We start from the raw sequence: 13,841 nt of genomic DNA on the forward strand, positions 1-13,841 counted from the left end.
GAGCGGCCTCATCCCTGGCCCTTCTTCATTTGAAAAGAGAGAGGCAAAAGGGGGACGCGTTATACCGTCGTGCGGGGTTAGGGGGTGAGAGCCGGTAGGGGTGCGGCACTGTTGTACCTGGAGCAAGGCCAAGCCGTAGCATCGCAATCCATTACGATGCTGCAAATGGGAGAGGCCTAAGGTTCTGTTCGTTCATAAAAAGGGGGAATGCGCGACCATGAGTCTGCGTTTTCACGAGATCGCCGAACGTGACCACGTGATCCAGAATCCGATCACGCTGGAGAAGCTGGATGCCATTGGCGCGGCCTGCGGCTTTCAGCCGGGGATGCACCTGCTCGATCTGGCCTGCGGGCGCGGCGAAATGCTGACCCGCTGGGCGGCACAGTATGGGATCGGCGGGACAGGAGTAGACATCAGCGCCGCCTTCCTGACGGAAGCCCGTCGCCGCGCTCGCGAACGTCGGGTTATCGACCGGGTCACCTTCGTGCAGGCCGACGCCGGGAAGTACCTGGATGATACCCCGGGGGAGGCCGGTACGTACGATGTGGTGAGTTGCGTTGGGGCGACCTGGATCGGCGGCGGGACGCCCGGCACGCTGGCGATCATGCGCCGTGCCCTCAAAGATCAGCGGGACGGCCTGCTGTTGGTGGGGGATGTGTACTGGGCCAGGCTGCCGGTCGAAGAAGCAGCCTATGCCGTGATGGGCGAGGAATCGCGGGCGTGGGCGCACGGCCTGCCGGCGATGCTGGAGATGTTCAACCAGACCGGTTTTGACCTGGTGCAGATGTCCCTGGCGAATCCCGATAGCTGGGATGCCTATTACGCGCCGCAGTGGCGCAGTGTCTTCACCTGGCTGCGCGAGCACCCTGATGATCCGGATTATGCCGCCCTGCGCGCCTGGATTGACCGCAACCAGCGCGGCTATCTGCGGTACGAGCGTGATTACTGTGGCTGGGGGTTATTCCTGCTCCAGCCGAAGCTGGACTGAGTGTCGCTTGAGGGGCCGGGACGGCCGCTGAGCCTGCCGTCCCAGCAGCAACAAGAAAGAAGAAGATGCAACTATGAGCACCATTGTCATTCGGGCGCTGACCGAGTTCGAGGAGCGCGCCGGGGTTGTGCACCGTGTGGGGGCTTACGCTTTTGAGCCGTCGCCGCCGCTGGTGCCCCGCGAAAACTGGGAGCGCTGGCTGCGCAACGTGCCCGATGCGACCATCCTGGCCGCCTTTGAAGGGGGGCAGGCGGTGGCCATCTCGTGCAGTTCGCCTTTTACCCAGAACGTGCGCGGCCAGATCTGGCCGATGAGCGGCATCTGGGGTGTGGCGACGCTGCCCGGCGCGCGGCGCAACGGCCATATCCGACGGCTGATGGCCGATCTGCTGCGCCGGGGATATGAGGAAGGCATGCCGGTGACCTGCCTGTATCCTTTCCGGCCATCCTTTTATGAGCGTATGGGCTATGTATCCTTCCCGCAGCCGCGTATGGCGAAGATCGATCCGCGTCCGCTGGCGCCGTTGCTGCGGATGTCACTGGGCGGGACGGTGGAACTGTTGCCGATCAAGGACGGCCACGCGATCTACCGGGCGTATATCCTGGCCCAGCAGCAGCGGATTCACGGCATGGCTGTTTGTAGCGAACCCGCGGCGCTTAACGAAGCTAGCCGCGATCACTGGCTGGCGGTGGCCCGTGTTGCTGGGGAACCGGCCGGCGCGATGATCTACACGATCAGCGGGGAAGAAGATCGGCGCGTGATGCGCGTCCACCGCTTCTATACGCACACCGCCGCCGGTTTGTACCTCCTGCTGGAGTGGTTCGCCCGCCACATCGACCAGGTGGAGCACGTTGAGGTGCGCCTGCCACCAGCGGAACTACCGGAAACGTGGTGGCCTGACCTGGCCACACTCAAGACAGAGCGCCTGTGGCCGCCGATGGGCCGCGTGCTGGATGTGGCCCGGCTCGGGGGGATGGCTGCCGGGACGGGCCGCTTCACCGCCCGGCTTAGCGATCCGCTCTGCCCCTGGAACGAGGGCATCTGGACGTTTGCGGGGGAGGGCGGGAGCCTGACGGTGACGCCGGCCGCTGGCACTCCGGAGTGCACCCTGACTATTCAGGGGCTGTCGGCGCTGGTTTACGGGGCGCACGACCCGGCTCTATTCGCCATGCTGGGCTGGGGTGATCCCGCGCCGGAAGTGCAGGCCGTCATGCGGGCCATCTTCCCGGCGCAGTTGCCGTACCTGCACGAGGAGTTCTGAATCCGGGCGGGTTGGCCGACCTGTGAAGTGCGACCAACCCGCCTCGTTGTGAAGATGCCCGAATTACTTCTTGGCGACAGCTACATCGCCGTAGACCTTTTCCTGCTGGTCGGCGCGGCGCTGGTACAGCCAGGTGATGTGGGCCAACCCCTGGTTAGCCCGCGCCATCTGCTCCGGCGTAAAGCGCCAGGTCCAGTTGCCCGCCGGGTTGCCGGGCGTGTTCATCCGCGCCTCAGAGCCGAGGCCCAGCACGTCCTGCATGGTGACGATGAAGGTATGGGCGCAGGAACGCATGCCCAGCACCATAAAGGTCCAGGCCGGGTCGTGAACTTCAGCGCCCAGGTAGTCGGTCATGAAGCGGCGCATGGCATCGGTGCATTCTTCTTTCCACCAGCCGAGGGTAGTGTTGTTATCATGCGTACCGCTGTAAACGACGCAGTTGGGGACATGGTTGTGCGGCAGGAAGGGGTTCTTGGGGTCCTCTCCCCAGGCAAACTGCAGCACCTTCATGCCCGGCAGGCCGAAATCCTCCCGCAGCTTTTCGACACCCTCGGTGATCACGCCCAGGTCTTCCGCGATGATCGGCAGTTCGCCCAGTTCCGCTTTGACCACGTTGAAGAAATCGTGGCGCGGGCCGGGCCGCCAGTGGCCATTGATGGCCGTCTTTTCTTTCGCCGGAATCTCCCAGTAGGCTTCAAAGCCGCGGAAGTGGTCAATGCGGACGTAATCGACCACGCTGAGGATGGCGCGGAAGCGGCGGATCCACCAGGCGTAGCCGTCAGCCCGCATGACATCCCAGCGGTAAAGGGGGTTACCCCAGCGCTGTCCCGTCGGGCTGAAGTAATCCGGCGGTACGCCGGCGATCACGGTCGGGCGACCTTTGGCGTCCAGGTAGAACTGGTCGCGGTTGGCCCAGACATCCGCGCTGTCATGGGCCACGAAGATGGGCAGGTCGCCAAACAGGCGGACGCCTTTGCCGTTAGCGTAGGCCTTGAGCGCGAACCATTGCCGGTGGAAGACCCACTGGCGGAAGCGATGCTCAGCAATGCGGTAGGCGTGGGTATGGCGGGCGGCTTCCAGCGCCAGCGGCTGGCGCAGGGCCTCCCCTTCCGGCCACTCGACCCAGGGCCGCCCGCCCTGGGCGTCTTTGAGGGCGGCGAACAGGGCGAAGTCGTCCAGCCAGTAGGCGTTTTCAGCGCACCAGGTTTCGAATTCAGCCTGGTGGGGCGAGGTACGGTTGGAGGCGAAGCGATCGTAGGCCAGGCTGAGCTTCTGGTCGTGGTAGCCGATGATCCAGCCGTAGTCGACACGATCGGCGGGGAAGGGTGGCACATCGGCCAGATCGTCAGCTGTCAGCCAGCCATCCTCGACCAGCTGATCCAGGCTGATCAGGTTGGCGTTGCCGGCGAAGGCGGAAAGAGTCTGGTACGGCGAATCGCCGTAGCTGGTCGGGCCAAGCGGCAGCACCTGCCAGATCGACTGGCCGTTTTCGGCCAGCCAGTCCACAAACCGGTACGCCCACTCCCCCAGATCGCCGATGCCATAACGGCCTGGCAGCGAGGTGGGATGGAGCAGGACGCCACTGGAACGGGGGAACAGAGTCATGGGTTCAACCCTTCGGGTAGGCAGTAGCCAGCAAATACAGAGTGGCGCAAGGATGATGGTCGCTTATTGTAGCGGCTGGGGGGAATATTCGGCAAGGCGGCGCAATGCGGCACGGCAGCCAGGGATGTCGTACGGTTGCGCCCAGATGCTTGTAGCAGCCCGATGGCTGAACAGCTGCGCATGTATCCGCAGTTCAGCGCGACGGGCGATGATCGGCTCATTGCCGCGCATCACGATGAGGTAAGACATTGAAGAAACTCAACGCTGTCACCGTGTATCTGGTTTTTCAGGGCGGATGGTCGTTCTTCTTTGGCCTGGTGGTGACCGTGAACATGGTCTACCAGGCTGTTACCGTCGGGCTGAACCCGCTGCAACTGGTGCTGGTGGGGACGGCCCTGGAGCTTTCCGCCGCGATCTTTGAGGTGCCCACCGGCGTGATTGCCGACCTGCATGGGCGGCGGCTGTCGGTGATCATCGGCACAGCGCTGACCGGCGTAGGTTTCATCATCGAAGGCTCCTTCCCGGTGTGGGGGATGGTCATGCTGGGTCAGGCGGTATGGGGCTTCGGCTGGACGTTCATCAGCGGGGCGCTGGATGCCTGGATCGCCGACGAGGTCGGCACGGAACGCGCCGGGCGGGCCTACCTGCGCGGCGCACAGGTCGGGCAAATCATGGGCCTGGCTGCAATCCTGCCCAGTGTGCTGCTGGCCAGCGTGGCGATCACGGGGCCGATTGTGCTCGGCGGGGCGCTGTTCATCGGTCTGGCCGTCTTTCTGTTCTTCTTTATGCCGGAGGAAGGCTTCCGGCCTGCTGCGCGGGGAAGCCGCCTGAACTGGACTCACATGCGGGAGACGCTGGGGCAGGGCATCCGGCTGGTGCGGCTGCGCCCCGTGCTGCTGGCCCTGCTGCTGGTCGGGCTGTTCTATGGTGCGTACAGCGAAGGCTTTGACCGCCTGTGGACGGCTTTTCTGCTGCGCGAGCATACCCTGCCGGGGATTGGGGATCTGCAGCCGGTCGTCTGGTTTGGCCTCATCCGCGCCGTCTCTGCGGTGCTGTCCATCGGTGCGACGGAGCTGGTCAAACGGCGGCTGACCTTGGACCATCGGCGGAGCGTCAGCCGGGCGCTGCTGCTGTTCTACGGCCTGGTCTCCGCCGGGACGGTAGCTTACGCGCTGTCGGGCAGCGTTGCAGCGGCGCTGGCGGCCTACTGGGTTGTGGTTACCGCGCGGTCAACGGCGGGACCGGTCATGGTGGCCTGGCTGAACCAGCACATCGACTCGCGGGTACGGGCGACGGTGCTTTCCATGTCGGCGCAGGCTGATGAAATCGGCCAGATCGCCGGCGGTCCGGCCATCGGCGCGATCGGGACGGTAGTCTCCCTGCGCGCCGCGCTGGCTATCAGCGGTCTGCTGCTGCTCCCGGCGTTGGGGTTGCTGCGCGGGCAATTGCGGGTGGCGCTGGAGCCGCTGGCGGAGGCGCCCGCGGCTGACTGAGGCGAGTAGCGCCGGGCGGAGCATGTTATAATGCACGCGTTACAGGCGCGGGGAGGGTTGCTTCCCCTGTTCTTATCGGTGTGTGCCGCCTGGCATTCCTGGGAAAGGCAGCGACCTTATGCAAGGACTGACCAACCTGAGTGTGCAGGATATCCTGGCCCTGTTGACTCCACGCAGCCCGTGGGATTACCTGCTCTACATCTTCCTTTTCTTTGCGCTGATGACCCTGTTCATGCAGCGGGCCGGTCAGCAAACGATCACTATCCTGCTGGTGATCGTGGCGGTAGGCGTTTTTGTTGACAAGGTCAAGGTACTGGGCAACTGCGGTCTGGAAGTGATGCTGATCCGCGTGCTGTACTTCGTGGTGCCACTCATAGTGGCCGGCCTGACCAAGAATCCCAAATCGCGGGTCCCGGCGGTTATTGCGTCCGTGCTGGGCCTGGCCTATACCTTCGGGACGTGGTTCTTTGTCCTGCAGGGGCCGGCCTGTCCGCGGGAGAGCCGCGACACGATTATCCTGCTGCCGGTGGCAGCGCGGGCCTTGTGGCTGGGTGGGCGACGCCTGCGGGTGGATATCGCCCGGCTGGGTGTGGCGGAAAGCTTGCCCCGCTGAGGGTTGACTTCTGGAATTGCAGCAAAGGCAACGCCCCCGACCTGCTCTGGCCGGGGGCGTTGTGATTCGTTGCCAGGTGGGTTAGTGGACTGGTTCCTTTAGCGGGTGGTACACCGGCACCAGCCAGGAAGTGTACTTGGCTTTGCGCCCGCGCACGACATCGAAGTACAGGTCGCGCAGGCGGCTGGTCAGCGGCCCCATCACGCCGGTGCCGATATTACGGTAGTCGACGCGGGTCACGGCGGCGACCTGGTAACCCGTGCCGCAGGAGAACGCTTCGTCGCAGATGTACAGCTCGGTGCGGTCGATGTTGCGCTCGACCACCTCAACGCCCAGTTCCTCCCGCAGGAGCTGGATCACCGTCCGGCGGGTGATCCCTTCCAGGATGTTGGCGGTGATCGGCGGGGTGATCGCTACACCGTCCCGGACGATGAAGAAGTTGGCCGCGGCAGCTTCCGCGATGTGCCCATCCTCGTTGAGGACAAGGGCGTCGTCAAACCCGGCGGCCTTGGCATCACTGACGATCAGGGCCGAATTGATATACGCGCCGGTGATCTTGCCGCGGGCGGGGATGGCGTTGTCGTCAATCCGCCGCCATGAGGAGATCGTGACATGCAGCCCTTCTTCCTTCTCCAGGTACTGGCCGAAGGGCAGGGCAAATATGGCGAGCTGGTCATCCAGGTTGTGCAGGCGGACGCCAATGGTCGGGGTCGCCTTGTAGATCAGCGGGCGAATGTAGCAGTCTTCGCGCATGTTCTCGGTGCGCAGCAGTTCCGTCAGGATGTCGACGAGTTGCGCCGGGGTGTAGGGCAGATCCATGCGCAGCATCTTGGACGACCCCAGTAACCGGGTAAAGTGGTCGATGGGGCGGAAGATGTAGAGTTCTTCTTTGTCGGCATTCCAGTACCCCCGCAGGCCGCCGAATGCACCCGTACCATAATGCAGGGCGTGCGTGGCAATGCTGACGTTGGCTTCGCTGAAGGGGACGATCTTGCCTTCAAAGAAAGCGTACTTCGGTAAGCCGGCCACAGGCCAAACCTCCTTCCAGAACCCGGTGTCTGGCCTGATTATACCCTGACTGTCAGCCGGGGGTAGCCGCACTATTAACGACTTTCGGTCTGTTCCTCTTGGGCAGGATGCCCGGCGAAGTCAGGTCAGGCGTTTGCCCGTTCAGCACGGGCGCCCTTGTTTGAGGGAAACGAGAAGAGCGCCGCCGGGCCGGGTTGCGGCCAGCGCCGACCCGGCGGCCAGCATCCTGCCTAGGGGATGGTTGCGCTGATGGCGGCGACCAGCCCGGCGGGGCTGGGCGTTTCCATGTAGTAGCCCAGGAAGCGGTTCGTCTCAAAACTGTCGTGGCGAGCCAGGTTATGCGCCCAGCGAAAAGCGATTGACTGGTAGAGCAGTTCAACCTCGATGGTGAACGGCCCCTGCGCCTCGCCCACCGGCACGGCGTACAGGACACGGTCAGCGCCGCCGATGAAATCGTCGTCCTCCGCCGCGTCTCCCCACACCTGGAAGTCGGGCGGCGCGGTAGTCTTGTCGAAGCCTTCCGGCAGCAGACGGTTATCCTTCAGGTAGCCCGCGCCGCGTAACAGCGTGGTCGTGGGCAGCCCGTCCACATCGCCCATGATCGCCTCGTAGATCTGCACCTGGTCGGGGGCGGTGATGGCGGTGTAGTGCGGCTCGTAGCGGGCGGCGTCGGTGTCATTGTCATTGCCGGCGATCGAGCCATCCGGGTTGAAAGCGCCCGATTCGAAGATCACGTTCCCGGCGGCGTCGCGGATGGTGACATGCAGCCAGGCCCGGCGGGAGGGGTAGCTGGTGGGGAACTTGTGGCCGACCTGGCTGCTGATGACGACCTCCGCCGTCAGCGTGCCATCGGTCAGGCCGAGGTTTTCCAGCGCCAGCGTTGCCGTGCTGTTCTGCAACTGATCCATGACCAGGGCGATCGTGGCCTCAATGTGCTCATCTCCGGCGTTGACAAGCAGCTCATCACGGTGGCGGCGCAACAGGTCGGGCATGTAGAAGTTGGCTCCGACAAAAATGTGCTGCATGAAAGGCTGGCGCGGCTCCCCACCGGTGATCGACAGCACCACGCCGCCTTCCGCCGCGGGCAGATGACAGGCCACGCAGGAATCAGTCTGGCTGTAGCGGCTGTGCTTCCACTCCGGGTAGACCATCTGCTCGGCGAATTCGCCGACGATCTCGCCCGCCGCATTAAGCGTCGGCGTGTAGAGCGTGTGGCACGTGCCGCACAGTTCCGACTCCTGGACGTGCAGGCTCTGCGTGGGGATAAAACCAGACGATCCCTGCATCACCAGGCTGTTGGCCTGGTTGACCTCAAAGGGGCCGTAGGCGTGGCGTTGACCGGCGGGCAGGGCTGTATCCACCTCATAGTGTCCGCTGAAGCTCTCCGGCTGGCCGAAGCTGGCGCCTTCGATCTGGTGGCATAGCGTGCAGGAGATGCCATCCATGGCCAGGGTATGCAGGGCGTTCTGCGGGTCGGCGAAGCCGCCATCCAGCAACCGGCCCTGGCGCCCGTAAACCGATTCGGTGAAGCGGGCCATCGGCATGTGGCAGGTCGTGCATTTGTCCTGGATGAAGTCAGCGTAGGCGGGGTTGACCAGCACCTCGTTGCGGACTCCAGCCTGCCAGTACGGATCGCGGCCAGAGTTGGCCATCATACTGCTGCGCCACTGGCGATCCAGCGAGACGTCGTTAGCCGCTTCGTCCTTCATGTTGATGTGGCAGACGGCGCACTGGCCGGAGGTGGCGAAGAATTCGTTAGCGACGATGGGCAGCGGCAGCGCAGCCCCGGCGGGTGCAGCTTCTGCGACGGGTGTGGCCGGGACTTCCGTCGGGATTTCGGTTGGGATGGGCGTCGGCGTGGATGGGAGGGGGGTGGTGCTCGGCTCCGGCGTGGGGGTGACGGTGGCGATCTGGTAGTTGGGCTGGCAGGCGGACAGGAGCAGGATAACCGTTAGCAGGCCCACAAGCGTGCATTTCTTCATGGCGATCAGCCTCCAGATAGAAGGTGAGCCGCCGGCGGTGCTGGGGGAATAGTGAGAGTCGAAGGAGGCGTGCCGGCGCAGCAGGAATTCCTGGCGGAACAGCGGCACAGCGTGCTTCCGTTATATATACCCGGCTGGGAGGGTAATCACAAGTGGGGTGGTGGGGGAGAACAGCAGCAAGCTCGGCGCCTGCTGTACTCAGGGCAAGCGGCCCTTGCTGCGACCCATCCCCCAGTCGGGAACAGGAAACGGTGCCGCGCTGGAACATCGGGCGGGAAAAGACGGGTAAAGGTGTAGCGGCGGAATACATTCCGCCGCTACAGGAAGTTTCTCGATTAGCGGGCCGCTGGCCCGGTTTTAGCTCAGGTAGTCACGCAGGTTATGGGCCAGTTTGGGATGACGCAGGCGACGCAACGCTTCCTTTTCCAGCTGGCGGATACGCTCCCGGCTGAGGCCGAACTTGTTGGCGATCTCCTCCAGCGTGTGCGGCTCGCCGCCGCCCAGGCCGAAGCGCAGGCGCAGGATATGGCTCTGGCGCGGGGTCAGCTCGGCCAGCACCTCCTCGATCGTTTCCTGCAGCAGGTGCTGCGTGGCCGATTCAAGCGGGCTGGGGCTGTCCTGATCTTCGATGAAGTCGCCGAACTCGCTATCGCCGTCGTCGCCCACCGGGCGCTCCAGGGCGATGGCGTGCTGGCTGGCATCCATCATGCTACGGACAGCTTCCGGCGGCAGATCCATCTCAGCGGCGATCTCTTCTGGCGTGGGCCGGCGACCGAGGTTCTGTTCCAGCACCTGGGCGGTGCGGTACATCTGGCGGATGCGCTCGGTCATATGCAACGGGATACGGATGGTGCGCGTTTTCTGGGCCAGGGCGCGGGTGATCGCCTGGCGGATCCACCAGGTGGCATAGGTGCTGAAGCGGTTGCCGCGCTTGTAGTCGTACTTATCTACGGCGCGCATCAGCCCGACGTTGCCTTCCTGGATCAGGTCCGGGAAGGGCAGGCCCTGCCCCATATAACGCTTGGCGATGGAAACGACCAGACGCGTGTTAGCCCGGCCCAGGTGTTCGCGGGCGGCCTGGCCGTCTTCGACGAGCAGGCTCAGTTCGCGGCGCAGAGTCGGGTTGCAGTTGCGGCTCAGTTGCTCCAGTTTAGACTGGGCGTCTTTGCCGCGCTCGATGCGTTTGGCCAGTTCAATTTCCTCTTCCGCCGTCAGGAGCGGCTCCTGAGCCATCTGGCGGAAGTAGAGACCGACCGGGTCATCGGCGGATACCGCATTGATGTCGCCTACACTGGGGTCGGTCAGATGCTCTTCAGCGACGAATTCTTCTTCGCTATCGGGGTCAAACCCCGTGGCGGTGAACTGCTGTTCGTCGTGCTGCCTCAGCTCAATCCCCAGCTCATCCAGCTCATCCAGTAGCGCCTCAATCGCGGTTACGTCGTCGCCATCCTCGCCCAGTACTTCCAGTACATCCTCAAAGGTGACATAGCCCTGCTGATCGGCACGATTCATCAGTTCTTGGATCACGGACGTCTTATTGCCTCCCTGCGGTTAAGGATTGGCCGTCTTCAGGGCGTGGCATAGCCGCTGAAGACACCCTTACTTTTGTGGCGGCAAACATTGTGTATTTTACCACAAGCATACTCAACTTTTCAGGGCGCTTGGGTGAGGGGTTGATGAGAGTCGGGCCAGGGGCCTTGCGGGCGTCAATGGGTCCTACCTGCCTTCCGCGCTCTTATACCATTATAAGGACTGTGTCAAGCCCCCAGATGTAGGGGGTAGGCGCTGCACAGCTGCCTCCAATCCGGCATATCCATTGTACAACGAAAAAGACTTCAGCGGTCATAATTAGTTGTTTTCTAAAACAATTCTAATATGTCCTGCCACGCCCAGCGGGGCCGATTCGACCGGAGGTAGAGAACCGGCCCTGCGCAGATATTGCCAGCGATTCGCTCGCCGGGTGGCGGGGTGGTGCTCCCGGCCTCCCGGTCTCCGGGCTTCCTGGCCACTGGCCTCCTGCCTTTTGCCCCTCACCTGCCTGCTGACTGAACCCGGCGTTTTTGGGCCGGTTTTGTGGTATCATCAGCGCCGGAAACCCTGGTATCAGGCTGCGGAGACGAAGGATGAGCATGGCCAACAATACGTTTGGGGCGCGCGCCACCCTGCCGACCGGCAGTGGCGCTGCGCTGAGCTACTACCGGCTGTACCAGCTTCAGGATGACGGGCTGGCGAACATCGACCGCCTGCCGTTTTCGATCAAAATCCTGCTCGAGTCGCTGCTGCGCAATGAGGATGGGCGGGTGATCACCCACGAGGACATCCTCACCCTGGCTAACTGGCCGGGCGGCTCAGGGGCTGGACGCGAGCTGCCCTTCCACCCCACCCGCGTGATCTTGCAGGATTTCACCGGCGTGCCCGCGCTGGTCGATCTGGCTGCATTACGCTCGGCGGTGGCCCGTCTGGGGGGTGACCCAGCGCGGATCAACCCGGTCGTGCCCGTCGACCTGGTGATCGATCACTCCGTTCAGGTGGATGTTTTCGGCACGCCGGACGCGCTGCGCCTCAACGCCGAGATGGAATTCGAGCGCAACCGCGAGCGCTACGAGTTCCTGCGCTGGGGCCAGAAGGCCTTCGCCAACTTCCGCGTTGTCCCACCCGCTACCGGCATTGTCCACCAGGTTAACCTGGAATACCTGGCCAGCGTCGTCCGTGTGCAGGACGGCCTGGCGATGCCCGATACGCTGGTTGGCACGGATTCGCACACGACGATGATCAATGGCCTGGGTGTCTTGGGCTGGGGCGTAGGCGGCATCGAAGCGGAGGCGGCCATGCTCGGCCAGCCGCTGTATATGCTCACGCCGGAAGTGATCGGCTTCAGGCTGTATGGCCGCCTGCGCGAGGGTGTGACGGCCACTGACCTGACCCTGACCGTTGTCCAGATGCTGCGGCAGAAAGGCGTTGTGGGCAAATTCGTGGAGTTCTACGGCGAGGGTCTCAGTGCGATGAGCCTGCCCGACCGGGCGACCATTGCCAACATGGCTCCTGAATATGGCGCGACAATGGGCTACTTCCCCATTGACGCCGAGACGCTGCGCTATCTGGAGCGTACCGCCCGCCCGGCGGAACTGATCGACCTGGTGGAGCGTTACGCCAGGGCGCAGGGTCTCTTCCGCACCGACGATACGCCCGACCCGGTCTTCACCGACACGCTGGAACTGGACCTGGGCGCGGTGGTACCGAGTATGGCCGGCCCCAAGCGCCCCCAGGATCGCGTTCCGCTGACGGCCATGAAACAGGAATTTGAGGCGGCATTGCGCGCCCCGGTTGCCGGGCGCGGCTTTGGCCTGGACGACTCCGCGCTGGCCCGCAAAGCGGTGGTGAGCCAGAACGGCAGCAGCTACGAACTGACCCACGGCGCGGTAGTCATCGCCGCGATCACCAGCTGCACCAACACCAGCAACCCCTCGGTGATGGTGGGCGCAGGCCTGCTGGCCCGCAACGCCGTGGAAAAAGGACTGCGCGTCCCGCCATATGTCAAGACCAGCCTGGCTCCTGGTTCCCGCGTGGTGACCGAGTACCTGCGCGAGGCCGGGTTGCTCCCCTACCTGGAACAACTGGGCTTCCATGTGGTTGGTTACGGCTGCACGACCTGCATTGGCAACAGCGGCCCGCTGCCCGCCCGCGTTGCCGCGGCCATTGAGGCGGAAAAGCTGGTGGCGGTCAGCGTCTCCAGTGGCAACCGCAACTTCGAGGGGCGGATCAATCCCCTGGCGCGGGCCAACTATCTTGCTTCGCCGCCGCTGGTGGTGGCCTACGCGCTCGCCGGGAGAGTGGATATCGATCTCTATCACGAGCCGATTGGCTACAACGATGCCGGGGAAGCTGTCTACCTGCAGGACATCTGGCCGACACAGGAGCAGATCAACGAGGCCATCGCCACCGCGATCCGCCCGGAGATGTTCGCCCAGCAGTACGCCAACGTGTTCGACGGTGGCCCGCTGTGGCATGCTATCGACAGTGGTGATGCGCAGGTGTACACCTGGAATCCGGAGTCAACTTACATTCAGGAGCCGCCGTTCTTCCTGGATCTGCCGCTCCAGCCGGAGCCAATCCGGGCGATCAGCGGGGCGCGGGTGCTGGCCCTGCTGGGTGATTCGGTCACGACCGACCATATCTCGCCCGCCGGGTCGATCCCCAAAGATAGTCCCGCCGGGCAATACCTGATCGATCACGATGTGCCGCCGCAGTGGTTCAACTCCTATGGTTCGCGGCGTGGCAACGACCGGGTGATGACCCGTGGCACCTTTGCCAACATACGCCTGCGTAACCAGCTTGCGCCCGGCACCGAGGGCGGCTATACCACCTATCTGCCTACTGGCGAGGTGACGACGATCTATGAAGCAGCCATGCGTTACCGCGCCGCTGGGACGCCGCTGATTGTGCTGGCTGGCAAGGAATACGGCACCGGCTCCTCCCGTGACTGGGCGGCCAAGGGCACGCTGCTGCTGGGAGTTCGCGCCGTAATCGCGGAAAGCTTCGAGCGCATCCACCGTAGCAATCTGGTAGGCATGGGCGTGCTGCCGCTGCAATTTAAGGAAGGGCAAAACGCTCAGACGCTTCGCCTGACCGGGCGCGAGGTGCTAACGATCGACCTGGATGACGCGCTCCAGCCGCTGCAGGAGGTGACTGTCACGGCCACGCGGGAGGATGGCAGCTGCTTCAGCTTCCAGACCATCGCCCGCATCGATACACCGATCGAGATCGACTACTACCGCCATGGCGGCATCCTGCAGATGGTGCTGCGGGGTATGCTGCGGAGCGCGTGAACGGGAACTGCGCCGGGTATCAGGACGGGCGCATCCGTTCACGG

Annotated in this window: 10 protein-coding genes; 5 read left to right on the forward strand and 5 right to left on the reverse strand. The window is 63.8% G+C overall.

All coding sequences use genetic code 11. From position 1 onward, the window contains the following. Window positions 1-217 precede the first annotated feature (217 nt). Both HPY64_01470 and HPY64_01475 read left to right on the forward strand, forming a co-directional pair. Window positions 218-988 (forward strand): methyltransferase domain-containing protein, encoded by a 771-nt coding sequence (locus HPY64_01470; protein ID NPV65795.1) that lies wholly within the window; start codon window positions 218-220, stop codon window positions 986-988. Between the two features lie 73 nt (window positions 989-1,061). Then, window positions 1,062-2,249, forward strand: coding sequence for a GNAT family N-acetyltransferase (locus HPY64_01475; GenBank protein ID NPV65796.1), 1,188 nt, complete (start codon window positions 1,062-1,064; stop codon window positions 2,247-2,249). A 63-nt stretch (window positions 2,250-2,312) separates the two neighbouring features. On the opposite strand, the gene malQ is transcribed toward HPY64_01475, so the two are convergent. Together malQ and HPY64_01485 are read right to left on the reverse strand one after the other, a co-directional pair. Continuing rightward, window positions 2,313-3,854, reverse strand: coding sequence for a 4-alpha-glucanotransferase (gene malQ, locus HPY64_01480; protein NPV65797.1), 1,542 nt, complete (start codon window positions 3,852-3,854; stop codon window positions 2,313-2,315). A 63-nt stretch (window positions 3,855-3,917) separates the two neighbouring features. Beyond that, window positions 3,918-4,103: a hypothetical protein gene (locus HPY64_01485; GenBank protein NPV65798.1), complete on the reverse strand. Its 186-nt coding sequence runs from the start codon at window positions 4,101-4,103 to the stop codon at window positions 3,918-3,920. Here HPY64_01485 and HPY64_01490 point away from each other — a divergent pair. Further along, a complete protein-coding gene (locus tag HPY64_01490) occupies window positions 4,103-5,347 on the forward strand; it encodes an MFS transporter (protein NPV65799.1) in 1,245 nt (414 codons plus the stop codon). The two genes, HPY64_01485 and HPY64_01490, sit on opposite strands and share 1 nt — an antisense overlap. A gap of 118 nt (window positions 5,348-5,465) precedes the next feature. Next, window positions 5,466-5,960, forward strand: coding sequence for a hypothetical protein (locus HPY64_01495; protein NPV65800.1), 495 nt, complete (start codon window positions 5,466-5,468; stop codon window positions 5,958-5,960). 81 nt (window positions 5,961-6,041) lie between these two features. On the opposite strand, the gene HPY64_01500 is transcribed toward HPY64_01495, so the two are convergent. The 3 genes from HPY64_01500 to HPY64_01510 all read right to left on the reverse strand — a co-directional run bounded on the left by HPY64_01500 (window position 6,042) and on the right by HPY64_01510 (window position 10,498). Further along, the gene (locus tag HPY64_01500; GenBank protein NPV65801.1) at window positions 6,042-6,989 is read right to left on the reverse strand and encodes a branched-chain amino acid transaminase; all 948 of its coding nucleotides are present in this window, start codon (window positions 6,987-6,989) and stop codon (window positions 6,042-6,044) included. Window positions 6,990-7,219: 230 nt separating this feature from the next. Beyond that, entirely contained in the window at window positions 7,220-9,079 is a 1,860-nt protein-coding gene (locus HPY64_01505; GenBank protein NPV65802.1) for a hypothetical protein, read from the reverse strand. 249 nt (window positions 9,080-9,328) lie between these two features. Continuing rightward, entirely contained in the window at window positions 9,329-10,498 is a 1,170-nt protein-coding gene (locus HPY64_01510; GenBank protein NPV65803.1) for a sigma-70 family RNA polymerase sigma factor, read from the reverse strand. Window positions 10,499-11,100: 602 nt separating this feature from the next. On the opposite strand from HPY64_01510, the gene acnA reads away from it, so the two are divergent. Next, window positions 11,101-13,797 carry an aconitate hydratase AcnA gene (acnA, locus tag HPY64_01515; protein NPV65804.1) on the forward strand — a complete coding sequence of 899 codons (2,697 nt, stop codon included), beginning with the start codon at window positions 11,101-11,103 and terminating at the stop codon, window positions 13,795-13,797. The last annotated feature ends 44 nt before the right edge of the window (window positions 13,798-13,841 follow it).

It is taken from the genome of Anaerolineae bacterium, assembly GCA_013178165.1.
Taxonomy (GTDB): Bacteria; Chloroflexota; Anaerolineae; order Aggregatilineales; family Ch27; genus Ch27.

Coding starts and splice junctions, on each gene's coding strand:
- HPY64_01485 (NPV65798.1), bottom strand. CDS start 4,103: ATGTCTTACCTCATCGTGATGCGCGGCAATGAGCCGATCATCGCCCGT.
- HPY64_01495 (NPV65800.1), top strand. CDS start 5,466: ATGCAAGGACTGACCAACCTGAGTGTGCAGGATATCCTGGCCCTGTTG.
- acnA (NPV65804.1), top strand. CDS start 11,101: ATGGCCAACAATACGTTTGGGGCGCGCGCCACCCTGCCGACCGGCAGT.
- HPY64_01470 (NPV65795.1), top strand. CDS start 218: ATGAGTCTGCGTTTTCACGAGATCGCCGAACGTGACCACGTGATCCAG.
- malQ (NPV65797.1), bottom strand. CDS start 3,854: ATGACTCTGTTCCCCCGTTCCAGTGGCGTCCTGCTCCATCCCACCTCG.
- HPY64_01475 (NPV65796.1), top strand. CDS start 1,062: ATGAGCACCATTGTCATTCGGGCGCTGACCGAGTTCGAGGAGCGCGCC.